The sequence below is a fragment of the Pantoea sp. R13S299 genome (assembly GCF_048515925.1).
Lineage (GTDB): Bacteria > Pseudomonadota > Gammaproteobacteria > Enterobacterales > Enterobacteriaceae > Pantoea.
Window position 1 is genome coordinate 521832 of record NZ_JBLYEF010000003.1, and the last position, 22215, is coordinate 544046.

Genomic DNA, 22215 nt, shown 5'->3' on the forward strand with positions numbered 1-22215 from the left:
GCTCAGGCTAAATCCAGTGAGCGCCGGCCATTCAGATTGAGATCTTCCGGCTTAAACCGCTGCTCCCACGTCGCTTCATAATCTTCCGGCGGGAAATCGCCCGGCGATCGACCCTGTTCCAGTGCCTGTGCAACACGCCGGGCATAGGCGCGGTTTTTGTCACACATCGGCGCAGCAGGGATATACATCACATTGCCCCAGCCCTGTTGATCCTCTACCGGCGCCACCGCGTGGATCACATCACAATGCCACCACACCGAATCACCCGCCTCCAGGGCTGGTATTGAACAGAGTCCGGCAATCAGGTGCGGATGCCACTGTTCATTGATGGGCAACACCCGACCCGGCGCGACACCGCAGAGTTCATCTTCGGGCACATCTGACAGCAGCGGGCGCAATAGCACGTAAGCCATCGCCTGTGGCACCGGCACCACATGCAGCAGTCCCTGACCGGGGATCATATCGGAGAGCGCGGTCCAGCCCTGGAACGTCCGGAACACGGAACATTTAGTCGTGCCCGGCAGATCATACTCATCGACTTCGGTGCGGTGTGCCGCATCCCAGGGATCGTATGCAGCAAAATCGCCGTGAAACAGTTTACCGAAAACCTGCTGATAAGCGGGCAGTAACCAGCGTTCCAGCGCGCCGGAATCGGTGTGAGCACCCAATCCCTTTGACGTCGTGCCTGGCAAACGGCGACGGATGCGATCGGGATAGATCACGCTGATATCCGGATCGAACCACTGCTTACCCTGTGATTCAAACGTCCACAGCCGGTTCAGAAAGGATTGCGCATCAGCCATGGCCGCGCTCTGCCGCGCCTGCATTTGCGCCTGCGACCAGTAAATCGGATAGATTTCCGGGCGCGAGGCAGCGAGCGTACCGAAAAAGTCATCACCGGGACCGCGATATTGTTCGTCAAACTGGTTGTGATCCAGATAGTCGAGCATCGACTTATCCCAGGCCAGCGCCAGATCACGCGCGAAATGCTGCTTAATCACCACACAGCCGCGCCGTTTAATCAGCGCCCGGGTTTCATCCGAAACCTTTCCTTCGGCAATATCCTGCATCGGCACCACCGGCCAGGCGCTGCCGGTTCTGGCTTCGTCCGCTTTTGCCTCGGCAATGGCGGCAGTGATGTTGTCGCACACCTGCCGGAACAGGGCATCGACATCGCCGATTTGCTGGCGTAACTGCTTTTTCATCGTGCGGATAGCGCTCTTAACGTCATCAGGCATCGGGGTCGATCGGTTTTCATCACGCATCTCATGCTCCTCACTATTCGGGGTTGAGTTACGAATGTAATTAAAATAACCTTCATTCGTAATATGCGGCTGAGGTTAACATCCTTTTAACGGTTAAAACCGTGAGTGGTGACACAACTCAGGCACCGGAACGCTCTGAAATTCATTAGCCACGTCACTATTTGCATTCTCATTAATCCACACAGCGAGTAAGCTTTATGAATCAAATCAATCAGCCGAAAGGACAGAACGGCGAACGTATAGGGGCAGGCGAGATGGCGGTTAAGATGATTGCGGTGGATATGGACGGCACCTTTCTGGACGACAATAAGCAGTACAACGTTCAAAGGTTTTCACGTCAGTATGCGCTGCTGAAGCAGAAGGGCATCCGTTTTGTGGTGGCCAGTGGTAATCAGTATTACCAGCTGCAGCGCTATTTTCCCGACATCAAAGATGAAATCGCTTTCGTGGCGGAAAATGGTGCCTGGGTCTCTGACTGTAACGAAGAGATCTTCTGTGGAGAGCTGGCGCAGGAGAAGGTGCATAAGATCCTCGACATCCTGGCGCATGAACCCGACATCGCGGTGGTGGTCTGTGGACGGAATGGTGCTTACATGCACTCATCCGCCTCTGACGAGATGATGGAGCAGCTGGCCAACCATTATCACCGGCTGGAAAAACGCGATGACCTCTATGCTATCGACGACACCATTTTCAAATTCTCGCTGAAGCTGGAGCATGAAGGTGTGGATGCCCTGCTGCAAAGACTGCATGCCCGTCTGGGCGAGCTGGAAAACATCATGCATCCGGTTTCCAGCGGCTTTGGCTTTATCGATCTGATTATTCCTGGCTGCCATAAAGCGCATGGCATTGCGCTGTTACAGGAAAAGTGGGGCATCAGCGACTGCGAAGTGCTGGCGATTGGTGACAGCGCCAATGACATTGAGATGCTGCGTCAGGCCTGCTTTAGTTTCTCGATGGCGAATGCGGCTGACGCTGTCTCCGCCGTGGCGCGCTATCAGACGCAGAGCAACAATGACGAAGGCGCGCTGAATGTGATTGCGCGCGTGCTGGCGCGCGAATTCCCGTTCGATTAAAGCCTTTAACGTGCATCACTGGCGGTTTTACCCGTCACTCTCCTGATGGCTGCGCGCGTGATTTTCCATCTCATCCAGCGCAGCCTGATTCTCCAGACCCCACTGATACATCTGCTCAATCGGCTCTGCAAAGGTATGACCCAGCGCCGTGAGGCTGTATTCCACTTTGGGCGGCACCACCTGCCAGACCTGACGCGACACCAGTCCGCGCTGCTCCAGCTCGCGCAGCGTCTGAATCAGCATCTTCTTTGAAATGCCCTGCAGGCTGCGCTCCAGTTCCCCCGTGCGTGCGCGATTTTCCGGCCAGTGATAAAGCGCATGCAGCACCATCGTGCTCCATTTCACTGAAAAAAGTTCCAGCAGGCGGCGCGGCGGTGAGTCCGCATAAAAGCACAGTTTTCCTTCAACCCAGACCGGCATAATCTCTCTTCCTGCTTCATGGTAACCAAAAGGTAACTACTACCAAACAGGAATCCATGTGTCTATAGTGGGCCGCTTTCTTTAAGACCATCAGGTGAGAAGAGGCAACAGATGAAAATTAACGCGCTGGTAGCCGCACAGGCAGATCAACCGCTCAAGGCCGGTCAGGTTGAGTTACGTGACCTGCAGGCTGACGATGTCAAAATCGAAATCCTCTATTGTGGCGTCTGTCACTCTGACCTTCACATGGCGCGCAACGAATGGGGTGTCAGCCGCTATCCGCTGGTTCCGGGTCATGAGATTGTCGGACGTATTGTCGCAGCGGGTGACAACGTCACGAAATTCTCCGTCGGTGATACGGTAGGGGTTGGCGTCATGGTCGACTCCTGCCGTGAATGCCACTTCTGCAAGCAGCAGGAAGAGCAATATTGTGAGGCCGGCTTCACGCCGACCTACAACGGTACCGATAAATACACCGGCAATACGACGTTCGGCGGCTATGCGCAGCATGTTATCGCCGACCAGCATTTCGTGGTGACGGTGCCCGATAATCTGGCGCTGAACGCAGTGGCACCATTACTTTGTGCCGGTGTGACCGTCTGGTCGCCGTTGCAGCACTTCAACGTTAAGGCTGGCGATCGTGTGGGTGTGGTCGGTCTCGGAGGACTGGGGCATATGGCGGTGAAACTGGCCAGCGCCCTGGGCGCGGAAGTGACCCTGTTTACCACTTCTCCGGCGAAAGGGGCCGATGCGCGCCGTCTTGGCGCTAAAAACGTGGTTGTCTCGCGAGACGCGGCACAAATGGCAACCTGTCAGGCGTCGCTGGATATCATCCTGGACTGTGTTGCCGCACCGCACGACCTTGATCCTTATCTGAACGCGCTGAAAACCAACGGTCAGCTGGTGCTGGTGGGGATCCCCGATCAGCCGCATCCTTCACCGAATGTGACCCCGATGGTGTTTCGCCGCCTGAGTATCACCGGCACCTCCATTGGCAGCATTCAGGAGACGCAGCAGATGCTCGATTTCTGTGGTCAGCATAACATCACGGCTGACGTCGAGATGATCACCGGTGAAGAGGTGGAAACGGCCTTTGAGCGAATGCTGACCAGCGATGTGAAATATCGTTTTGTCATCGATATGCAGAAAACCCGCTGGTAAGCGACAGGCCCGCCGTAAAGGCGGGTCATTTTGCTCCCGGCTGCAGGAGTGAACACGAAGAGGTAATAATCATAGTTACAACATACTGTTAGTTGATAGCTTAACGACGTGCCTGCATCAACCCCGATACTCAGTTGGTCTGCCAGCGAAATCCGGGCAAAAAATACCCGGCGCGATGACCGGGTATCTGTATTACGACCTTCAGCTGTCAGTTAATCCTGCTCTTTATCCGCGTCACTCTTTTCTGTTTCTTCCTGCTCAACCACATGAATAAATGGTTTGAGCAGTTGAATATCCAGAATCACATACACCATGGTGCTGATGAACAGGGAGATCACACTGCCAAACACGCCGCTGGTGGTAAACGTCAGATAGTTATAAATCACCAGCCAGGTGATGCAGATAAACAGCGCGAGCGAAATGGAAAGATTAGGCACAGAGTAATTGCTGGTGCCGCCGCCCTGGGTGTGGGTCGCTTTAAACAGGTTGCCGATAGAGTACTTCTCCAGCACCAGAATACTCTTTTCCCAGTTACGCTGTTTCCGCGCACTGGCGCGGGTCAGGAAAAGATAGAGGATAGAGATGAAGAAACCGGAGAAGGCGATGAGCACCGGAATGGCTTCCAGCGCATAGGCAATACTTTTATGGGCCGTGCCGGCGGTACTGAGATCAAGCGTCAGTGAGGCGCCCAGCGCCGAATACAGAAAGAGAAACAGCAGCAAAAAGGTCAGGCTGCGTTTCCAGTCGCCATCAGCCTCTAATCCTTTTTGCTGAATGGCCAGCTGAAGAGATTGCTGAATTTGTTGAGACTGCGGTGAATCTGCTTCAATGGTGTGGCATGGCGCAGCAAAGAAGTTGTGCATAAACAGCTCATCTTCTTTGTGAATGGTGATTTTCATCAGAAACCTGTATTCGGGGAATTTTCCTTATTCTAATCAGCACGCGATGAATTAACAGTAACTTTGGCTTTAAACCGGCTGTCCCGCACTGGCTACCGGGAGATCAGGCTCAACAGGCTGCTTACCACTGAATCTATTGCAAACGACTGTGCGGCTTTATTTTCTTCATGACGCAACTGCTGATCCTGCCGCGCAATGTTCACGGCCCTGATGTCCTGATCCTTTTGAAATACGCGATAGTCTGGCATGGTTATTTATCCGCAGGATTGTCCAGCGCTTTAAACTGCTTAATGGCTTCATTGATATTGTTGGTATCCACGGTCGCAATGCAGCGATCGCCGTTGAAAACATCATAGCGGGCGTTGTGCAGCTGAAACAGCAGATCTCTGCCGCGAAAGTGTATTCGTTTCTGTTTAACGCCAATCCCGTGCCGCCGTAATAGTGCCTGTGACAGGCGATCGGTCTCTTTTATCATTCGTTCAGCTCCTCGGCAGTACGTGGTCACTGCCAGTAAACCTGACAAACATTAGTTTTATATTAAGAGATAACCCTGTTTTTAGCAGGGCTTAGGCGTGAGTTTCAGAGGAATTACCGGGTGTCCTGAGCCGCCGAAATCATCAGACCAATGGATTAATACCATTCGCTGCGTTAACGGCCCGCAAATGCGGTACACTTCCCCGGATAACTCGTCACAGGACACGCCGCTATGAACGATAAAAAGATGATTTCCATTGATCAGTTCAACGCTGATGAACGACTGGCCGTCGAGCAAACCTACAAGGGCCTGGCAGAGAAGTACCGTCAACGAACCGGCAAAGAGCCTGATAGTAAGAAAGAGAAAGAATTCAATAGTGAAGCGCGTCAGATCGTCATGACCAGTAAAATGGAGAAGGAAAGAGCGCTGGCAGAGAAGGCGAAGAAAAAACCGCTGCGTAAAAAGAAACCGTCCTCACTGACCGCCAGCGAAGTCAGCGATTTCAACTGGTCAGCATCGATTGTTAAAGGCCGCAGATAATCTGCAAGTGCGCGCTGTCATTGCGCGCAACCTCTCTCACTCAGCTATCATCGGCTGAGCCGTTTGCACATGTACACCAGAATAAACCATTAGTTACGCAATAAGAATATTCCGTAAATAATTCACCCTGCTTCATCATTTGCCGATAAACTGCCATAACCTGTGGCAGCTTCAGTGTGCATATGAATTATTACACTCCCGATGATGTTCAACTGAAGCGTCGCTCGAAGCGATTTGTGCGCCGCATGTTTATGATGCGCCAGCTCGGTACTTTTCTCTGTTTTCTGCCGATTCTGTCGGTTCTGATGGAGATGGGGAAAAGCCCGGAACTCTGCGCGCTACTATTTACTAATGCCTTTGCCTGGCCTTATGCGGCCTACAGACTGGCATTGCGATCGCGCGACCCCACAGGTTTTGAGCGCAAGAATCTGACGCTGGATGCTGCTTTCGGCGGCTTCTGGGTTGCCTCCATGGCGCTGAGTCCGCTTCCCTCAATTATTATCATGGCGGTGCTGATCTCCGATCGTTACTCGGCTGGTGGCTGGGTTCAGCTCAAATCTGCGCTGCAGGCCTTTTTGCTGGCCTTTATGCTGTTCTGGTTAGCGGAAAGGGCACCGATTTTGCTGTCTTTCAGTACCCGCACCGTCTGGCTCACCCTGCCGCTGGCCAGCGTGTATCTGCTGGCATTAAGTATCGTTTCCCACAATCTGACCCTGAATCTGCGTAAAAAGAACCGCGAGCTGGAACGCATCGCGCTGATGGATCCCGGCCTGAAAATCCCTAATCGTCGTCTGTTTGAGCGGCGACTTGAAAGTGAGTTTTTGCGCACGCAGCGAGGCGAGGGTAAAGCCTGGTTAATGTTGCTGGATGTCGATCACTTTAAGCTGGTCAACGACACCTATGGGCATGAAGCGGGCGACTTTTTACTGGCAGAGATTTCAGCATTGTTGCGTGACAGCGTCGGCCTGAAAGATATTCCTGCCCGTTTTGGCGGTGACGAGTTGTGTGTGATTGTGCGGGATGCGGATGAAGCCAGCATTCTGCTGCTGGCAGAACAGATCAAACAGGGGATTGCCCTGCTGCGACTGCCAGCGTCATCCACCTTTCAGTGTTCGGTGAGTATCGGGATTGCACCTGCAAGTGATGCGGAGTCGATTCATGAATGGCTGAGATGTGCCGATGAGGCGCTTTATCAGGTCAAGCGCGCCGGACGCAACGATGTGCAGGTGTGGCATGCCGGGTCGCTGGAAACGCTGAGTGAAGTCAGGGCCAGACAGAGAATTTAGCCTGAGACTGTCTCTCAGGCTCAGTGGTTAAATCGCCGGGTAGTCGCCCGTGCCTTCTGGCCACGGTGTCAGCAGATCAAAACCATTTTCGGTGACGGCAACGGTATGTTCCCATTGCGCCGAGAGCGAACGATCTTTGGTAACTACCGTCCAGCCATCTGACAACACGCTGGTTCCGGCTTTACCGGCATTGATCATCGGCTCGATAGTGAAAATCATCCCCGCCTTCAGCGGCATCCCTTCGCCCGGCGTACCGTAGTGCAGCACCTGCGGATCGGTGTGGTAAATCTCACCAACGCCGTGACCGCAATATTCACGTACGACCGATAAGCCAGCGCCTTCTGCTACACGTTGAATAGCCGCGCCCACGTCGCCCAGTGTCGCGCCAGGACGGACAGTTTTAATCCCTGCAACCATCGACTGATAGGTAATCTCAACCAGACGTTTGGCGCGTACCGATGGCGTGCCGACAAAGTACATCCGGCTGGTGTCGCCGTACCAGCCATCTTTGATGATCGCCACATCGATATTAACGATATCGCCATCCTTCAGCTTCTTGCTGGCCGGAATCCCGTGGCACACCACATGGTTAACCGAGGTGCAGGTAGTGCGGGTATAGCCGTGATAACCGATGTTCGCAGGTGTCACCTTAAGCTCATTCACAATGAAGTCGTGGCAGATATCATCCAGCTCTTCGGTCGTAATGCCGGGACGGACGTGCGGGGTGATCATCGCCAGCACCTGCGCCGCAGCCTGTCCGGCTGCCCGCGCCTTTTCAATTTCCGCGGCGGTATGAATTTTAACGGTGTTCATGACACGTCTCCTTGTGTAGTGACGCTCTCTTTAGGGAGCATAGTGCGTATATCAGCGCTGCCTTCCAGTTCAAGCCGGATTAGCATCTGCGCCAGTTGGTGTTGGGTTTTCTGCGGATAGAGTTCAGCCAGCATGCCGAGTTTCAGCCAGTGTTCTGCCTGGGCATTGATCGAGCGGCTCATCGCCTGACTGGCGATGCGCAGATTCTCATGCATCAGGTCGGAAATTTTTACGATACCCATGTGAGCCTTATATGAAACGTATGCGTTTTGTATATAGGTTAACGCCAGCGGGAAGATTTGCAAGAGGAAAGAATCGCCTTCTCGCATTTTCGCCACTCTGTACAGGTCTGATACAGGCACAACGCCTCGCAGCGGGGCGACATCCTTTCTTTTTCTGGCCGGTTAAGCCCTGCGTTGATGCAGTCCCTGAGCGAGCTTCAAAAGAATCCATGACGAATTATTATATAGTTCGCTATTTAATAGTTTACAACTCGGCTTCAAGCAGGCATCTTAGCCAAACTAAATAGCGCACTACTTAATAGTAATCATAAGGAAATCGATCATGAACGTGAAACTCACCGCAGTTGCTTTACTGTTAGCCAGCCAGATGACGCCAGCATGGGCCAGCCCTGCTGAAAACGCACCAGCGCCCACCGCTGGCGTGGCGTCGTTCCTCAACGCGCTGAATGGTAGCGGCGGAAAGCCGATGGAAACCTTATCCCCGGCAGAAGCCCGCGCGGTGCTGACCGGCGCGCAGCAGGGGGCCGTATTGCCGCCTGCCCAGGTCTCTGAAAAAGTCATTACGGCTCTGGGTAAACCGCTCACGTTGACGATAGTCAAACCTGCTAATGCCTCAGGCGTATTGCCCGTATTTATGTTTTTCCATGGCGGTGGCTGGGTGCTCGGTGACTTTCCTACCCATGAACGTCTGGTGCGCGATCTGGTCAACGAATCCGGCGCAGCAGCGGTTTTTGTCAACTACGAACCTTCACCGGAAGCCCGTTATCCGGTCGCCATTCATCAGGCTTATGAGGCAACAAAATGGGTGGCCGAACACGGCGCTGACATTGGCGTGGACGGTAAACGCCTGGCTCTGGTGGGGAATAGCGTGGGCGGAAATATGGTTGCCGCTGTCGCGCTGCAGGCCAGACAACATAAAACCCCGGCGATTCGCTATGACGTCATGCTGTGGCCGGTCACCGATGCCCGCTTTGATGATGCCTCTTATCAGCAATTCGCCAGTGGTCATTTCCTGACCCGAAACATGATGAAGTGGTTCTGGGATAACTACACGACCTCAGAAAAAGATCGTAATAACATTCTGGCGTCTCCGCTGCGAGCAACCAAAGCCGAGCTGGCCGGGTTACCGCCGACGCTGATTCAGACTGCCGAGCTTGATGTCCTGCGCGATGAGGGTGAAGCGTTTGGCCGTAAACTGGACGCCGCCGGTGTGCCGGTCACCGTTACCCGCTATAACGGCATGATTCACGACTTTGGTCTGCTGAATGCCCTGAGTCACGAACCTGCGGTGCGCACGGCCATCGGCCAGGCGTCTGAAGAGCTGAAGAAACATCTTCAGTAAATGCTGTTCGGCCTGCCTGATAAACGGAGAGTTCTGCTCCTGTTTCTGGCCGAAATGATGTGTACAAAATCAGCCAGGCAGGATCGGCTGATTTTTGCCGTAAGCGCCGTTCTGCCTCATCCTCCTTATATTTCAGCGGAAGAAAGTCGGGCATGAAGCGAGAGTTTTAGCGCGCGAGGTGATCCCGGTCATCTCCTGCTGCTGCTGTTTATCGGGTAACTGAATCGGCTCGGACGCGCGTTGTCGCTCTGATAGTGTCAACAAACAACCGTAACGCGACGGGCATATGACGGTGTTGCGAAAAATAGAGCGCAATACCCTGCGAAGCGATGGTCCACTCCTCCAGCAACGTCACCAGCCGCCGGGACGCCAGACCGGACTGCGCATAGCACTCCGGCACATAGGCCACGCCTGAACCGGACATGGCTGCTTCTGCCATCAACGCACCGCTGTCGAGCGTCAGGCTGCCGGGCACATCCAGCGCATACTGCTGCTCATTACGCTCATATTCCCAGTGATAACGTTTACCGCCCGGCAGACGATGGCATATGCAGATGTGCTGCATGAGATCCTGTGGATGCCGTATGGCGGGGTGGGAGGCCTGGTAATCAGGCGATGCCACCGTCACAAAGCGCAACGGCCCGCTCAGGGCGATGGCCACCATATCTTTGGGCACATCTTCATACAGCCTTATGCCTGCATCAAATCCCTGTTCAACAATATCCACCAGCTGTCCCTGCGCGACTAAATCAATTTCAATGCCGGGATAGTGCCGGATAAATGTCGGCAGAATTTTTTCCAGCAGAAGGCTGATAGCGGCATCACTGGCGCTAATACGCAGTGTCCCATAGGGTTGGTGATTGCTCGCGGTGACATCATTCAGCAACTCGTCCATCTGAGTCAGCAGCGGCGTCATGCGGGCAATCAGCATTTCCCCCGTTTCGGTCAGCGCCACGCTGCGTGTTGTCCGATGAAATAGCCGCACGCCAAGCGCCGTCTCAAGACCTTTAATCGTGTGGCTGAGCGTTGAACGTTTAAGGCCGAGCACATCCGCCGCGCGGCGAAAACTGCGCTGGTCAGCAACCGTTTTCACCGCCAGAAGTTCATTCCAGGACGGGCGTTTCATTGTTTAAAATTCCCCACCATCTCATGCCGGTTTGGGGAGATTATGCCATCAATCATCTGTTTTATGATGAACGCCGGCTCACTAAACAGAGAGAAAAATGATGAAAACCTGGCTTATTACCGGAGCATCCAGTGGACTGGGTCGCCTGATGTGTGAAAGTCTGCTGGCGCGTGGCGATCGGGTCGTCGCCAGTGTCCGGCGTAAAAACGCACTGGATGATATGCGCGCGCAATATGGCGACAATCTGCAGCTTATCGTGCTGGATATCAGCGAGACGGCAAGGATCAAGTCTGCCATCGACTCGGCATTCGCCCGGGCGGGGCGGATTGATGTTGTGGTGAGTAACGCAGCGTATGGTCTGTTTGGCGCTGCGGAAGAGCTGAGCGATGCACAAATTGAACGCCAGATTGCCACTAATCTCACCGGCTCAATTCAGCTTATTCGCGCAGTCATCCCGTTTTTGCGGGAGCAGGGCGGCGGTCGCATTGTGCAGGTCTCTTCAGAAGGCGGACAGATTGCCTATCCCGATTTCAGTCTGTATCACGCCACGAAATGGGGAATCGAAGGGTTTGTCGAAGCGGTCAGACAGGAAGTTGTGGATTTTGGCATCGACTTTTTGCTGGTGGAGCCAGGGCCAACGGCGACCCAATTTGGTGCGGGCCTGGATATTGCGGATGCCTTACCCGTTTACTGCGAAACCGCAGCAGGAAAACTGCGGGCCGCGCTGATGAGTGGGGATTTTGAGATTAAAGGTGACGCGCAAAAATGCGTGTCGGCGATGATCGCGGCTGCTGATGCTGAAAGGATGCCCCTGCGATTACCGCTTGGCAGCACGGCCTATGACCATATTGAAACGGCGCTGAACACGCGACTGAACGCACTGCGAGCGATGAAATCCGTGGCATACGGTGCTGACAGACAGGAGGAATAATGATTATTGTGGCCTTACCGGCCACAGAGTAACGGGGGTATTCTGTCCGGAACGCCAGAGAAAATGGCCGTTGGTGTCAACGGCCATCATCGGTCAGGCTGTTTGTTCGGACACAAACGGCTCAGTCATCGGTAGAACGGGTAAGATTTTCCCACCGATCGATTTCCTGACTCATGGCTGCCAGTTTTTGACGAACCAAACCCAGAGCATCACTGCCTAACAACAGATGTGCGGGTGGATTCGGGCTTTCCAGCAACGCCAGCATGGCCTGAGCCGCCTTTGTGGGATTGCCGGGTTGTTTCCCGTTTTTTTCCTCCCGGGCCTGACGAATGGGTTCGAACAGGGTGTCATAGTCCGGAATCGTGCGCGCGCTGCGTACCATTGAACGTCCCGCCCAGTCAGTGCGGAATGAGCCGGGTGCCACGGCGGTAACGTATATGCCGAACGGAACCAACTCTTTGCCCAGCGTTTCTGAAATACCCTCAAGCGCAAACTTGCTGCCGCAGTAATAGCTGATGCCAGGCAGGGTAATGAATCCGCCCATCGAGGTTATGTTGATAATGTGCCCGCGACGGCGCTCACGCATACCCGGCAGAACCGCTTTGATCATTGCCACTGCGCCAAAGACATTCACGTCAAACTGATGGCGCATCTCTGCCAGAGAGGATTCTTCCAGAATGCCCTCATGGCCGTAACCGGCATTGTTCACCAGCACATCAATCTGGCCGATCGTGGACTCAATCTCCCTCACGACCTCTTCAATACGTTCAAAGTCCGTGACATCCAGCAGGCGGCCCACGGCACGCTCTGCATTAAGCGCCTCAAAAGCCTGCAGTGCTTCGCGGTTACGCACGGTGCCGATGACCCGGTGCCCTGCATGGAGGGCTTCACGCGCCAGTGCCAGACCAAAGCCACTGCTGACGCCGGTAATTAAGATGGTTTTTACAGATGACATAAAAGGACTCCCATGAATCGTTGAGATTGCATGGTATTCTCACTGCTGCCGCTTTTTTAGGCCGTATCTTCTCGTTTTCTTGCCTGATCTTATGAGGTGCTGTGATGTCCGGAATGATTGCCCTGATTAAAGCCCTTGCGCCGCATGAGGGGTACAACCTGACGGCCTTGCCTGGTGTGCGAATTCTGCGCGCCGACCGCCCCCTTGCCAGAACACCCGTGCTTTATGATCCGGGCATCGTCATTGTCTGTCAGGGCAGGAAACGCGGTTATTTTGGCCAGCAGACCTACTTATATGATGAACAGCACTACCTGGCGGTCTCCGTTCCTGTGCCGTTTACTATGGAAACCGACGCCTCCGCAGAACATCCCCTGCTGGCTATTTATATGCATCTGGATTTTCATCTTGCGGCTGAACTCATCCTGCAGATCGATCAGCATGATGCTTTACCTCCTGCCGCCGCGCCGCAGAGTATGATGTCGAGCAAGATGGACGAGACGGTAAAGCGCGCCGTGCTGGGTTTGCTTGAAGCTCTGAACAGTCCGCTTGAAACCGCGATACTTGGACATGCACGACTGCGTGAACTTTATTTCCGAATACTGACGGGCGAGCAGGGCAACGCGATGCGTGCCGCATTGGCCATGCAGGGACAGTTCAGCAAAATCGGCAAAGTGGTAAAGCACATTCACGCCACGTATGCGGAGCCGTTAACGCTGACGCAACTGGCTGGGGAAGCGGGCATGAGCATCCCGACTTTTCATCTTCATTTCAAAGCCATCATCAGGATGCCGCCGATGCAGTATGTGAAATCGGTGCGCCTGCATCAGGCGCGCATGCTGATGGTTCGCCAGCAGATGACTGCTGCCGCAGCAGGCTACGCTGTGGGCTATGAGAGCCCATCACAGTTTAATCGCGAGTTTAAACGTTTGTTTGGTCTGCCCCCGGCGGAGGAGATAAAACGCATGCAGCGTCACTTCTCTGTGCCGCCCGTGCAGGAATCCATGCTTTATGTGTCATCGCATTGAGGATGTAAGCTGGAAACGCAGAATTTCACGGATAAGTTTGTAACCGCTGAAAATTCTAAGATTTTATCGGCCAGCGGACTTTTACTCCCTCATCTGCTTCGGGAGAATAACGCTGACATACGCAAGCCAGCTTATGCCCGTCAGGATCCCGCAGATAGGCCACATAAAAGTCAGGACCGTAAGCGGTTCGTGTGCCTGGGGCGCCTTCATTCACTCCTCCCGCAAGGAGGCCAGCTGCATGGAAGCGTCTGACGAGTTCCGCGTTATCTGCTTTGAATGCGAACATGGTCCCGTTTCCTGCAGTTGCAGGATGACCGTCAAAGGGAGGACAAATACAGAGGCTGAATCCGTCATCCGGATTATTTTCATCTCCCCACATGACCCAGTTTTCTGTCCAGGCTGGCAATCGTGAATGTCCCAGAACGCTTAAAACAGCGTCATAAAACTCCACGGATCGCTGAAAATCGTTTGTCACAATCGTGATATAAGTCAGCACCTGATTTCACCCTCTATGACGTGTATCTGAACAGATATTATACCGTTCAGAGCAGCAATGAGTTATTTGCGCTGATGCGCCAGATCTCTCCTGAATCCAGGGCACCGCCGATATGCGCAAAAGCGCCGTATTAATTGTTATTGCAGCTGACATGCCCTCTATTAACTAACAAGCGACTTCGTCAATGAGGGTATGCTTTGGAACTTTTATGGTTGATGTAAAGGCTTCGCAGAGTAAAATTCACCAGGAAAAGCTATGACGATCACACTGGCCTGTCCAAAAAACCGACTGGCGGCGTTAATGTCGTTATTGTCAGGATGCCCGTCACAGGTCGTCACGAGGATGCTGTGCCTGAAGCCTGTTTTGTGATCAAGCCTCGCGCCGAAAATTTAAGCGGATACGCTGCATCAATAAAGTTGCTCAGACACAGAGAGAATTATGGCGAACATTATTGACGACAAGTGGATTAGGATATCTTTGATATCAGCAATATTTAGTAGTGTCGTGGGGTCATTACTGGTTTTAATCTATCTTTCGCTGGGGAAGAGCAGTACACCGGTAGTGGGTTTGATATTTACTTATTTCTTCATCGTTATGATGAGTATTATTGGGACCACGATGGGATCAATGATAATCGGCATGCCATTAGCGATGATTTCGAAGCGATTTTATCCTGATGCTGCCCTGAAGGGGAGCTGTTTTATCGTGTGCTCTGTACTCTTCATGTGGCTGTTTATACTGGCATGGCCTGTTATCAGGATATGTGAAGCGTCTTATTCGGATATTTTGCTTTTAAGCCCCTATGCTTTCTGTTCAGCTGCCTCACTTGCTTATCTGGTTTACCGGGAATGATGCGTATACATCAGATAGTGCAGACCGAAGGTAAACTGCGAACGCGCCGCCAGGCATGAACGCTATTCAGCATATTTAATGTTTTTCCGGGCTCATGCATTCTGCAGCAAAGCCCGCCTTTAATTTTATTTCTGCCCACATAACATTGATTCTATGGGGTACGGAGCGTAAATCGCCAGTGTCATCACTTTACATGTTCGCCTGAAGTAGAGGTCAGCCTGTGGTTACTTACCATCCTATCGACTTGCACTGGCTGAATTCAGTCTGTGGAACAATGAGCGACATATGGTTTTCTTTCATGCACTGTTTAAAAACCTCGTTTTTGTAATTTCCTGCCTTTAAACCCAGCAGGGTGCTGGTCCGTTCCGCTGCGTTTTTTTCAATGTAATAGCCACAATTTTCTTTTAAATACTTAGAGTTATCGCTCCCGGAAATCGACCGTTTCAGCTGGGCTTCAATTGAATTAACTGACTTATCCTGGGGTACGGCTTTTGCTGATTGCAAGCCAGAATAGAGTGGGTTAACCAGTAACTCCTGTGCAAATCGTTGATTTTCGGCGGTTAAATGGCCGGTTTTACACAACTGGAGATAGACCTGCGAAAGGCGTTGCTCCTCAGTGTTGGCAGCATGTGTGCATTCTTGCTGGACTTGTTCATCAGACTTAGCCGGATGTTTTTCAGTGGATCTCCAGTAACTATTTTTAAAGTCCGGAACCGTGCCTTCAAAGGTGCCAAAAGGGCACAATGCATTGGCACAACCCAGTAAAAACATGGGTACGCACGTCAGCATCATAATACGTAACATGGGAAAGGCTTTAAGACTGTTTTTATTCATATCATTCTCATTTTATTTAATTCGGAGAGAAGGTACGGACAATGTAATTATTTTGACAGACTGCGTTTATACGAGGTCCGGTCTTCTGATCGTAGTAATATAATCGGGTCAGCCATTGCTTTTTAGGGCAAGTTTGCACAGCGATCCAGGTTAAGAAGGGGGGCATGATATTTTGTCAATTCTCACTCTCACGCTGGCTGCGCGCTATTCTGTTTGCTGCGTGTTGTCAGAGTGTGGCCTCATTCACTAATTTCAGATAACGGTAACCTGATATATTTCTGCCGCTAACTACGCAGACGACCTTACGTCCGCTCAGTTCTTTTGCATAACGAAGGACTGCCGCAATTGCAGGTGCTCCCGAAGGTTCAATAACATGGCTGTGCTGATTAAGCATCAACAGCATCGCGGCTTTGATACCGGCTTCTGAAATAAGAAGAACACGATCAACGCGGTCGCGTACAAGGGGCCAGGTCATTGCTTCAGGCTCAATATAGCCACTAATGCCTTCGGCGATTGACGGGGTTAATTCCACCGGAATCGTTTCGCCAGCCTCTTTCCAGTGTGCAAAGGTCGGGCTGGCTTCACTTTGTATGGCCCAGACTTCGGCTGCAGGGTTGATAGCTTTGACGGCCGTTGCAATACCTGACGCCAGCCCGCCGCCGCCGATATTCACGAGAATGACGTCAGCGTCTGCCCAGTCTTCCATTATTTCCAGACCGACGGTGCCGGCTCCGGCTATCATCTGCTCATTATCGTAGGCGGAGACAAACGTCGCGCCGGACTTCTGCGCGGCCACAATCGCGGCCTGTCTCGCCTCTTCAATATTTTCAAAAAACGTAACCTGAGCACCATAGCTTTTCATTGATGAGACCTTAATCGGGTCTGCTGACCAGGGCAGAAATATGGACACCGGTACGCCTGCTGCGTGACCCGCGCAGGCAAGCCCCAGGCCATGATTTCCCGCCGTTGGGGCAATGACGCCGGCAATGCGCTGGTCTGCATTAAGACTGGCAACGACGTTTGCAGCCCCCCTCAGTTTAAAGCTACCCGTATGCTGAAGATTCTCCATCTTGAGTCTGACCTCCGCCCCGGCAAGAGAAGACAGCGCCTGCGAAGGCTCCAGCGGGGTTCTGCAAATCGTTGTTTTAATGCGCGCGGAAGCAGTATAAATCGCCTTCAGCGTGACACTGTCCATTGGTGTTTGAGTGTGGTTTGTCATAATATGTCCTCAGAATATATATAGGAAAATAACTATATAGGAAATTGGCTATATGAACAATCCTGAGACATCAATGGCTGACCTTTTCCGCGCCCTCGGTAATGAGCACCGGCTCGTGATGGTGGAGTGGCTTTCCGATCCCAGGTCACATTTTCCGGAACAACAGGATGGCGATCTGGTTGAGGATGGGGTGTGTGTCGGGTTTATTACCGAAAAGATTGGTCTCAGTCAGCCGACCGTGACAGGCCATCTTCAGATTCTGGCTAAGGCCGGAATAGTGACTTCGAAACGTATCAAGAACTGGGTTTTCTATAAACTCGACCGTCAGCGGATGGATGAAGCTACCGTAATGCTGTCGGGATATGGGACGCTGGATACGGGTCCACATTAACAGCCATAGTTGGGCATAATGTGTGTAACGAAGGGAGCAAAACCGGTAAGTATGTACACTTCGTTTATCGTATTCCCGACTTTCAGATGGACATATCGAATCATCGTTATCTGTCGTCATCTTTTGCAAAACTGGCGTTGAGTCTTTTCAGCACTTCACTTATGCCCCTGCTTACAATCCGATCCTCCCGCATGACTGTCCCCAAAGACCGGTGAAGCGAGGGCGTCACAGAGTAAAGACTGAGACCTTGCCTTTCTTCAATACTCGCAACGGACATGCGGGGAACGATGCTGTAACCCAGACCGGAACGTACCATCCTTTTAATGGCTTCAATGCTGCCAAGCTCCATCATGGGCCTGGCACTATGCCCGGCATACCGGAACCATTCGTCGATCAAGGCGCGTGTCCCGCTTCCGGGTTCAAAGATAATCAGCGGCAGTGACAAAAGGGCGTCGGGAGACAGCGGGTGCGCGCTCAGCTCTGATGCATCCTTTTCCATAATGACAACAAACTCATCAGTACCCAGCGGGTTTACGCTCAGGCATTTGCCAGTTGCTGGAAGTGTTACAAGCCCAATGTCTATACGATTCTCCTCCACGCTCCGGACAATATCGGAGGTATTGCCTGTGCGTACGTCCACTTTCAGCAGAGGATGTGCCTGTCGCAGCTGTTGCAGTAAGGAAGGCAGAAGATGAATACAGGCCGTTGCACCCGTGCCGACAGTCACGGTGCCGGTTATCTCGTCTGAATGCAGAGACACTGATTCAATGGCCGTATTTACCACGGAATCAATTTTCATACAGTGCTCAGAAAAAGTCAGCCCGGCAGGAGTGGGCCTTATCCCCCGGCTGGTTCGCTCAATAAGCCGGACATGAAGCGCCTGCTCCAGCTGTCTTATCTGCAGGCTGACAGCCGGCTGTGATAGTCCGAGTGCTTCCGCCGCTCCGGAGAAACTGCCCCGGCTGATGACCATCCTGAAAGTAGCAAGATGATCCAGGTTCAGGTTTGCCATGCCAAAGTTTTCCTTATACCGCTGATAAGTCCCGCGGCCTGTCTGAAATTATTCATCCGGGTTAGTCTTTTTTTCTGACCAGAAAAAGAGCCATACCAATTGAAATAACTGAAGCAGATGAAAGACATATTCCTGCTATCCAGCAGATTTATGCTTATCACGTATTACATGGCACCGCCACTTTTGAAACCGAACCGCCGGATGCGGCTGAAATGGCAGCCCGCCTGAAAAAGGTGCGTTCAGCAGGACTGCCCTGGTTTGTGGCGGTTGATGAAGGGCAGGTCCGGGGATACTGCTACCTGTCTTTTTACCGGGAACGACGCGCCTACCGGTTTACCCTGGAAGATTCCGTCTATATTGACGCCACTTGTCAGGGGCGGGGCACCGGCAAAATGCTGTTATCCCGGGCAATAGCCTGGGCAGAAGCCTGTGGCTTTCGCCAGCTCGTAGCCGTGGTGGGTAATAGCGAAAATACTGCCTCCCTTGCCCTGCACCGCGCCGCTGGCTTCAACATCACCGGCACACTCAGTTCGGTAGGATTTAAGCACGGGCGCTGGCTCGATACGGTCATTATGCAGCGCACCCTCGGGCTGGGCGACGACACGCTTGCGGAGAGCACAGAGTGAGAGACGGACATCTGACTGGCCGCAGCATTTTCTGCATCGGCATGACGCAGCTTATCAACTGGGGTATTACGTTCTACATGCCGGGCGTTTTTGGAACCGCCATCATGGCGGAGAAGGGATGGTCTCCCGTGGTGACATTCTCTGGCCTGACCGTTGCCATGCTGGTTATGGGGCTGGTTTCGCCGCTGACCGGCTACGTGATAGCCCGAACCGGCGGACGCATGATGATGATGGCGGGAACCTTCTCCATAACCATCGGGTGTTTTCTGATGGCGATTACTCATTCCACAGCGGCATGGGTTGCTGTCTGGGTCCTGACGGGAGTCGGCATGCGGCTTGCCCTATATGACGCTGCGTTTGCCCTGCTGGTGGAAATCGCAGGCGCAGGGGCCCGCAGAGCAGTCTCTCTGATTACTCTGTTGGGCGGTCTTGCGTCAGCCGTATTCTGGACTGCTGGCGCTGCCCTGCTGCACATTACCGACTGGCGGCATGCCTTAGTCGTTTACGGCTGTGCGGGTCTGGCAGGCCTGCTTTTTCTGACCGCCGTTCCGGCAGGCCGTCGTGTAAACCCTCCCGCGGTTAGTCGGTCCGTTCTTCCGGCAGCGGGGATGGCAGAAGATCGAAAAGGGTTCATCAGCGGCCTGTGGTATGCCGCCCTGATTGCGCTGCTCAGCTTTGTCTCCACGGGCGTGTCCACGCATTTTCCCCGGATACTGGCCGCTTATGGCTTGCCCGCCCTGGCTGGCATGCTTTGGGGCGCGGGTCAGGTGAGTGCCCGCCTGCTGGACGTGGCCTCCGGCGCACGCATCTCCGCGCTACGCCTGAACCTTATTACCGGTATCCTGTTGCCACTCTGCTTTCTGGCCGGCCTTGCGGGGTGTGTTACGCCTGTGGCTACAGTCATCTTCGTCCTGGGATATGGGGCCGTGAACGGACTGTGTACGGTTGTGAAGGCCGTACTTCCTCTTGTGCTGTTTGATCCACAGCAGTACGCCCGCAAAACAGGCGTACTGCTGTCACCAGGATTTTTTCTCGCGGCCCTTGCCCCGTCTTCATATGCCATGTTGCTGGAGCGGTACGGTATACCCGGCACGCTGCTTGTTTCCGCTCTCCTGACCCTATTCATTACGGCGATTTCCGTGGTGCTCTGGCGACGCCATTCCGGCTCAGTCGTACAAAGCCCTGATGAAAAAGCACCTGCCCTTCCCGGGGAAAACGTTTGATACAGTCCGAGATACCATCAAAATTTAATTAAGATTAATCAAAATATTATGCATCCACTCCTCGCTCATAGCAGACGTTGCACGATCCCAATATCCGCTTTACCCCAGAAGCGAGCAATGCACCCGTAACCACGTATACTGATACAAGCCATAACAAATCTGTCTGCGTTCCCGATACGCAGTCTTCACAAGATTCACCTCTTCAGGCTCAAAAGCGGGTCAGAATGGAGCATTTCAATGGCTTTTCAGAGTCCCGCCCAGAACTTCACCGAAACGCGCCTGAATCTGGGCGATTTAGTGCATCTTTCCCCTTATTCCACCTATCTGATGCGCAGCGAAAGCGACTGTCCTCAGGCCGGTATTGTTAAAGGGGCCGTGCTGGCGATCGATCGGGCGCTGATGCCAGTACACGGCCAGCTTATCGTTGCGGAGTTCGACGGAGAGCTGACGTTAAAGCGCCTGCTGCTCAATCCGGTTCCCGCCCTGCAGGCGCTGGACGCGGACGAGACCGTCACGCTGCTGGATGTGAACCAGACACTTCCCGTATGGGGTGTCGTCGCCTACGCCCTCACGGATGTGGCTGGCGTGGGATTCAACGGACCGGCAGGAGAATAGCCATGTTTGCGCTGGCCGATGCCAATAACTTTTACGCCTCCTGTGAAACCGTGTTCAGACCCGACCTGCGCGGTAAACCCATTGTCGTTGTGTCGAACAACGACGGCTGCGTCATCGCGCGTTCAGCGGAGGCAAAGCGCATGGGCATCAAAATGGCCGCGCCGCTGTTTAAAAATGAGCGTTTTTTCCGGGAGAACGGCGTCCACGTATTCAGCTCAAACTACGAACTTTAGTAAGTTACGTGGAATGCAACATTGACTGAGTAAACTTTGAGCAGAAATACCGCTATCAGAGGTGAACACAATGCTGATTCCACCGGATGAACATACCCTGTTGCTGGCAGAGCGCTGGCTGAACCTGTTATCCAGCCTGGGGCGGGCGCAGGCCACACTCGCCGCCTATCGCAGTGCCCTCCACCATTATTTTGCGTTCTGCAGCCAGCACAGGATTGAACCTGAAAAGGCCCGGTTTGAAGACCTGGCCGCCTACATCAGCCCTCAGCTGCCCGGCATGCCTTTTCCCGCGGCCAGCGCCACGCTCCAGCTGCGCCTGTCTGCGATCCGTCTCTGGTATGATTTTCTGGTTTATCAGGATATATGCAGTCTCAATCCGCTACCCCGTGCGGGTTTACCTGGTACCATTTATACCGGGCGGGGGCTGGTCCCGCGTATCACCCGCTTACCCGTAATACCTGACAATGAGCAATGGCTGAGATTTCTTAAACATGTTTCAGCTGCCTCCCTGCGTGACCGGCTGATGCTCGCACTTGCTTATTTTGGTGCACTCCGCCGTGCAGAGGTGACAGCTCTGGCGCTTGAAGATATTGACCCTGCTCATCGCCTGATCCGTATCCGCCCGGAAACAACGAAAAGCAGGCGGGAAAGGGTTGTGTGTTATGGTCCGGACGTAGCGCCGGTACTGGCAAACCATTTTCGGCAGCTGAAGCAGGCTGGCTGGACACAGGGTGCGCTGTTCCGTTCATTTTCTGATCGTAATTACGGCACCCCCCTTTCTGTGTGGAACTGGAGTAAAACCGTACGCAGATGGGCTCTGGATACCGGGCTTCCACAGATTACAACACATACCTTTCGCCATCTTCGTCTGACCCATCTGGCGCGGGCCGGCTGGAAGCTGCATGAGCTGGCGACTTATGCAGGACACAGGGATCCGCGCACCACACAAATTTATATCCATTTGTCAGGTTCCGATCTGGCTGGCCGGATAGCCGCAGCCGTGGCTGAAACCGACAGGAAAGTCGCCGGGCTTATTTTTCAGGGGAGCCTTACTGATGAATGAAAAAACGGCCAGAGTCACTTATGTGCCTTTTAAACGCACAGATTATCAGCTGAGGGATGCGTTAAGTCCTGAGGAAAGAAACGCAATAAGTACAG

At 53.2% G+C, this 22215-nt stretch carries 25 protein-coding genes and 1 pseudogene; 14 read left to right on the forward strand and 12 right to left on the reverse strand.

Annotated elements, in window-relative coordinates; translation table 11 throughout:
• Window positions 1-2 precede the first annotated feature (2 nt).
• Window positions 3-1265 (reverse strand): DUF1479 domain-containing protein, encoded by a 1263-nt coding sequence (locus ACN1CO_RS16915; RefSeq protein WP_419139952.1) that lies wholly within the window; start codon window positions 1263-1265, stop codon window positions 3-5.
• Window positions 1266-1519: 254 nt separating this feature from the next.
• On the opposite strand from ACN1CO_RS16915, the gene ACN1CO_RS16920 reads away from it, so the two are divergent.
• Window positions 1520-2341, forward strand: a complete 822-nt coding sequence (locus tag ACN1CO_RS16920; protein WP_419140002.1) for a Cof-type HAD-IIB family hydrolase — start codon at window positions 1520-1522, stop codon at window positions 2339-2341.
• Window positions 2342-2368: 27 nt separating this feature from the next.
• Here the strand turns inward: ACN1CO_RS16920 and ACN1CO_RS16925 are convergent, their stop codons facing one another.
• Window positions 2369-2761: a winged helix-turn-helix transcriptional regulator gene (locus ACN1CO_RS16925; protein ID WP_136197111.1), complete on the reverse strand. Its 393-nt coding sequence runs from the start codon at window positions 2759-2761 to the stop codon at window positions 2369-2371.
• A 111-nt stretch (window positions 2762-2872) separates the two neighbouring features.
• Here ACN1CO_RS16925 and ACN1CO_RS16930 point away from each other — a divergent pair, with 111 nt between their 5' ends.
• Entirely contained in the window at window positions 2873-3922 is a 1050-nt protein-coding gene (locus tag ACN1CO_RS16930) for an NAD(P)-dependent alcohol dehydrogenase (protein WP_419139953.1), read from the forward strand.
• Between the two features lie 212 nt (window positions 3923-4134).
• On the opposite strand, the gene ACN1CO_RS16935 is transcribed toward ACN1CO_RS16930, so the two are convergent.
• Together ACN1CO_RS16935 and ACN1CO_RS16940 are read right to left on the reverse strand one after the other, a co-directional pair.
• Window positions 4135-4821 (reverse strand): hypothetical protein, encoded by a 687-nt coding sequence (locus tag ACN1CO_RS16935; protein WP_419139954.1) that lies wholly within the window; start codon window positions 4819-4821, stop codon window positions 4135-4137.
• A 250-nt stretch (window positions 4822-5071) separates the two neighbouring features.
• Window positions 5072-5296: a hypothetical protein gene (locus tag ACN1CO_RS16940; RefSeq protein ID WP_419139955.1), complete on the reverse strand. Its 225-nt coding sequence runs from the start codon at window positions 5294-5296 to the stop codon at window positions 5072-5074.
• A 231-nt stretch (window positions 5297-5527) separates the two neighbouring features.
• Here ACN1CO_RS16940 and ACN1CO_RS16945 point away from each other — a divergent pair, with 231 nt between their 5' ends.
• The gene (locus ACN1CO_RS16945; RefSeq protein WP_136198668.1) at window positions 5528-5836 is read left to right on the forward strand and encodes a hypothetical protein; all 309 of its coding nucleotides are present in this window, start codon (window positions 5528-5530) and stop codon (window positions 5834-5836) included.
• Between the two features lie 182 nt (window positions 5837-6018).
• Complete coding sequence (locus ACN1CO_RS16950; RefSeq protein ID WP_419139956.1) at window positions 6019-7122, forward strand: diguanylate cyclase; 1104 nt, start codon at window positions 6019-6021, stop codon at window positions 7120-7122.
• A 27-nt stretch (window positions 7123-7149) separates the two neighbouring features.
• Here the strand turns inward: ACN1CO_RS16950 and map are convergent, their stop codons facing one another.
• A complete protein-coding gene (gene map, locus ACN1CO_RS16955) occupies window positions 7150-7935 on the reverse strand; it encodes a type I methionyl aminopeptidase (protein WP_419139957.1) in 786 nt (261 codons plus the stop codon).
• Window positions 7932-8177 (reverse strand): ParD-like family protein, encoded by a 246-nt coding sequence (locus ACN1CO_RS16960; RefSeq protein WP_419139958.1) that lies wholly within the window; start codon window positions 8175-8177, stop codon window positions 7932-7934. The genes map and ACN1CO_RS16960 overlap by 4 nt, the downstream gene beginning before the upstream one ends.
• Before the next feature lie 322 nt (window positions 8178-8499).
• Between ACN1CO_RS16960 and ACN1CO_RS16965 the strand changes: the two genes are divergently transcribed.
• Window positions 8500-9519, forward strand: coding sequence for an alpha/beta hydrolase (locus tag ACN1CO_RS16965; protein ID WP_419139959.1), 1020 nt, complete (start codon window positions 8500-8502; stop codon window positions 9517-9519).
• Between the two features lie 208 nt (window positions 9520-9727).
• Here the strand turns inward: ACN1CO_RS16965 and ACN1CO_RS16970 are convergent, their stop codons facing one another.
• Window positions 9728-10645 (reverse strand): LysR family transcriptional regulator, encoded by a 918-nt coding sequence (locus tag ACN1CO_RS16970; protein ID WP_419139960.1) that lies wholly within the window; start codon window positions 10643-10645, stop codon window positions 9728-9730.
• 100 nt (window positions 10646-10745) lie between these two features.
• On the opposite strand from ACN1CO_RS16970, the gene ACN1CO_RS16975 reads away from it, so the two are divergent.
• A complete protein-coding gene (locus ACN1CO_RS16975; RefSeq protein WP_419140003.1) occupies window positions 10746-11576 on the forward strand; it encodes an SDR family oxidoreductase in 831 nt (276 codons plus the stop codon).
• Window positions 11577-11697: 121 nt separating this feature from the next.
• Here the strand turns inward: ACN1CO_RS16975 and ACN1CO_RS16980 are convergent, their stop codons facing one another.
• The gene (locus ACN1CO_RS16980; RefSeq protein WP_419139961.1) at window positions 11698-12531 is read right to left on the reverse strand and encodes an oxidoreductase; all 834 of its coding nucleotides are present in this window, start codon (window positions 12529-12531) and stop codon (window positions 11698-11700) included.
• Between the two features lie 104 nt (window positions 12532-12635).
• On the opposite strand from ACN1CO_RS16980, the gene ACN1CO_RS16985 reads away from it, so the two are divergent.
• A complete protein-coding gene (locus ACN1CO_RS16985; RefSeq protein WP_419139962.1) occupies window positions 12636-13556 on the forward strand; it encodes an AraC family transcriptional regulator in 921 nt (306 codons plus the stop codon).
• Between the two features lie 55 nt (window positions 13557-13611).
• Here the strand turns inward: ACN1CO_RS16985 and ACN1CO_RS16990 are convergent, their stop codons facing one another.
• Window positions 13612-14052 (reverse strand): VOC family protein, encoded by a 441-nt coding sequence (locus ACN1CO_RS16990; protein WP_419139963.1) that lies wholly within the window; start codon window positions 14050-14052, stop codon window positions 13612-13614.
• A gap of 438 nt (window positions 14053-14490) precedes the next feature.
• On the opposite strand from ACN1CO_RS16990, the gene ACN1CO_RS16995 reads away from it, so the two are divergent.
• Window positions 14491-14904, forward strand: coding sequence for a hypothetical protein (locus ACN1CO_RS16995; protein WP_419139964.1), 414 nt, complete (start codon window positions 14491-14493; stop codon window positions 14902-14904).
• Between the two features lie 228 nt (window positions 14905-15132).
• Here the strand turns inward: ACN1CO_RS16995 and ACN1CO_RS17000 are convergent, their stop codons facing one another.
• Both ACN1CO_RS17000 and ACN1CO_RS17005 read right to left on the reverse strand, forming a co-directional pair.
• A complete protein-coding gene (locus ACN1CO_RS17000) occupies window positions 15133-15738 on the reverse strand; it encodes a hypothetical protein (protein ID WP_419139965.1) in 606 nt (201 codons plus the stop codon).
• A gap of 226 nt (window positions 15739-15964) precedes the next feature.
• Window positions 15965-16957, reverse strand: coding sequence for a threonine ammonia-lyase (locus tag ACN1CO_RS17005; RefSeq protein ID WP_419139966.1), 993 nt, complete (start codon window positions 16955-16957; stop codon window positions 15965-15967).
• 52 nt (window positions 16958-17009) lie between these two features.
• On the opposite strand from ACN1CO_RS17005, the gene ACN1CO_RS17010 reads away from it, so the two are divergent.
• Entirely contained in the window at window positions 17010-17348 is a 339-nt protein-coding gene (locus ACN1CO_RS17010; RefSeq protein ID WP_419139967.1) for an ArsR/SmtB family transcription factor, read from the forward strand.
• 106 nt (window positions 17349-17454) lie between these two features.
• Here ACN1CO_RS17010 and ACN1CO_RS17015 read toward each other — a convergent pair whose 3' ends face one another.
• The gene (locus tag ACN1CO_RS17015) at window positions 17455-18360 is read right to left on the reverse strand and encodes a LysR family transcriptional regulator (RefSeq protein ID WP_419139968.1); all 906 of its coding nucleotides are present in this window, start codon (window positions 18358-18360) and stop codon (window positions 17455-17457) included.
• Window positions 18361-18458: 98 nt separating this feature from the next.
• On the opposite strand from ACN1CO_RS17015, the gene ACN1CO_RS17020 reads away from it, so the two are divergent.
• The 5 genes and pseudogenes from ACN1CO_RS17020 (at window position 18459) to ACN1CO_RS17040 (ending at window position 22120) form a co-directional block, all read left to right on the forward strand.
• Window positions 18459-18986: an N-acetyltransferase family protein gene (locus tag ACN1CO_RS17020; protein WP_419140004.1), complete on the forward strand. Its 528-nt coding sequence runs from the start codon at window positions 18459-18461 to the stop codon at window positions 18984-18986.
• Window positions 18983-20209: an MFS transporter gene (locus ACN1CO_RS17025; protein WP_419139969.1), complete on the forward strand. Its 1227-nt coding sequence runs from the start codon at window positions 18983-18985 to the stop codon at window positions 20207-20209. The genes ACN1CO_RS17020 and ACN1CO_RS17025 overlap by 4 nt, the downstream gene beginning before the upstream one ends.
• A 237-nt stretch (window positions 20210-20446) precedes the next feature.
• Complete coding sequence (locus ACN1CO_RS17030; protein WP_419139970.1) at window positions 20447-20824, forward strand: S24 family peptidase; 378 nt, start codon at window positions 20447-20449, stop codon at window positions 20822-20824.
• A 2-nt stretch (window positions 20825-20826) separates the two neighbouring features.
• A pseudogene (locus ACN1CO_RS17035) lies at window positions 20827-21054 on the forward strand (DNA polymerase V subunit UmuC); the annotation flags it as partial.
• A gap of 73 nt (window positions 21055-21127) precedes the next feature.
• Complete coding sequence (locus tag ACN1CO_RS17040; RefSeq protein ID WP_419139971.1) at window positions 21128-22120, forward strand: tyrosine-type recombinase/integrase; 993 nt, start codon at window positions 21128-21130, stop codon at window positions 22118-22120.
• Window positions 22121-22215: the final 95 nt, after the last annotated feature.

Coding starts and splice junctions, on each gene's coding strand:
- ACN1CO_RS16915 (WP_419139952.1), bottom strand. CDS start 1,265: ATGCGTGATGAAAACCGATCGACCCCGATGCCTGATGACGTTAAGAGC.
- ACN1CO_RS16920 (WP_419140002.1), top strand. CDS start 1,520: ATGGCGGTTAAGATGATTGCGGTGGATATGGACGGCACCTTTCTGGAC.
- ACN1CO_RS16925 (WP_136197111.1), bottom strand. CDS start 2,761: ATGCCGGTCTGGGTTGAAGGAAAACTGTGCTTTTATGCGGACTCACCG.
- ACN1CO_RS16930 (WP_419139953.1), top strand. CDS start 2,873: ATGAAAATTAACGCGCTGGTAGCCGCACAGGCAGATCAACCGCTCAAG.
- ACN1CO_RS16935 (WP_419139954.1), bottom strand. CDS start 4,821: ATGAAAATCACCATTCACAAAGAAGATGAGCTGTTTATGCACAACTTC.
- ACN1CO_RS16940 (WP_419139955.1), bottom strand. CDS start 5,296: ATGATAAAAGAGACCGATCGCCTGTCACAGGCACTATTACGGCGGCAC.
- ACN1CO_RS16945 (WP_136198668.1), top strand. CDS start 5,528: ATGAACGATAAAAAGATGATTTCCATTGATCAGTTCAACGCTGATGAA.
- ACN1CO_RS16950 (WP_419139956.1), top strand. CDS start 6,019: ATGAATTATTACACTCCCGATGATGTTCAACTGAAGCGTCGCTCGAAG.
- map (WP_419139957.1), bottom strand. CDS start 7,935: ATGAACACCGTTAAAATTCATACCGCCGCGGAAATTGAAAAGGCGCGG.
- ACN1CO_RS16960 (WP_419139958.1), bottom strand. CDS start 8,177: ATGGGTATCGTAAAAATTTCCGACCTGATGCATGAGAATCTGCGCATC.
- ACN1CO_RS16965 (WP_419139959.1), top strand. CDS start 8,500: ATGAACGTGAAACTCACCGCAGTTGCTTTACTGTTAGCCAGCCAGATG.
- ACN1CO_RS16970 (WP_419139960.1), bottom strand. CDS start 10,645: ATGAAACGCCCGTCCTGGAATGAACTTCTGGCGGTGAAAACGGTTGCT.
- ACN1CO_RS16975 (WP_419140003.1), top strand. CDS start 10,746: ATGAAAACCTGGCTTATTACCGGAGCATCCAGTGGACTGGGTCGCCTG.
- ACN1CO_RS16980 (WP_419139961.1), bottom strand. CDS start 12,531: ATGTCATCTGTAAAAACCATCTTAATTACCGGCGTCAGCAGTGGCTTT.
- ACN1CO_RS16985 (WP_419139962.1), top strand. CDS start 12,636: ATGTCCGGAATGATTGCCCTGATTAAAGCCCTTGCGCCGCATGAGGGG.
- ACN1CO_RS16995 (WP_419139964.1), top strand. CDS start 14,491: ATGGCGAACATTATTGACGACAAGTGGATTAGGATATCTTTGATATCA.
- ACN1CO_RS17000 (WP_419139965.1), bottom strand. CDS start 15,738: ATGAATAAAAACAGTCTTAAAGCCTTTCCCATGTTACGTATTATGATG.
- ACN1CO_RS17005 (WP_419139966.1), bottom strand. CDS start 16,957: ATGACAAACCACACTCAAACACCAATGGACAGTGTCACGCTGAAGGCG.
- ACN1CO_RS17010 (WP_419139967.1), top strand. CDS start 17,010: ATGAACAATCCTGAGACATCAATGGCTGACCTTTTCCGCGCCCTCGGT.
- ACN1CO_RS17015 (WP_419139968.1), bottom strand. CDS start 18,360: ATGGCAAACCTGAACCTGGATCATCTTGCTACTTTCAGGATGGTCATC.
- ACN1CO_RS17030 (WP_419139970.1), top strand. CDS start 20,447: ATGGCTTTTCAGAGTCCCGCCCAGAACTTCACCGAAACGCGCCTGAAT.
- ACN1CO_RS17040 (WP_419139971.1), top strand. CDS start 21,128: ATGCTGATTCCACCGGATGAACATACCCTGTTGCTGGCAGAGCGCTGG.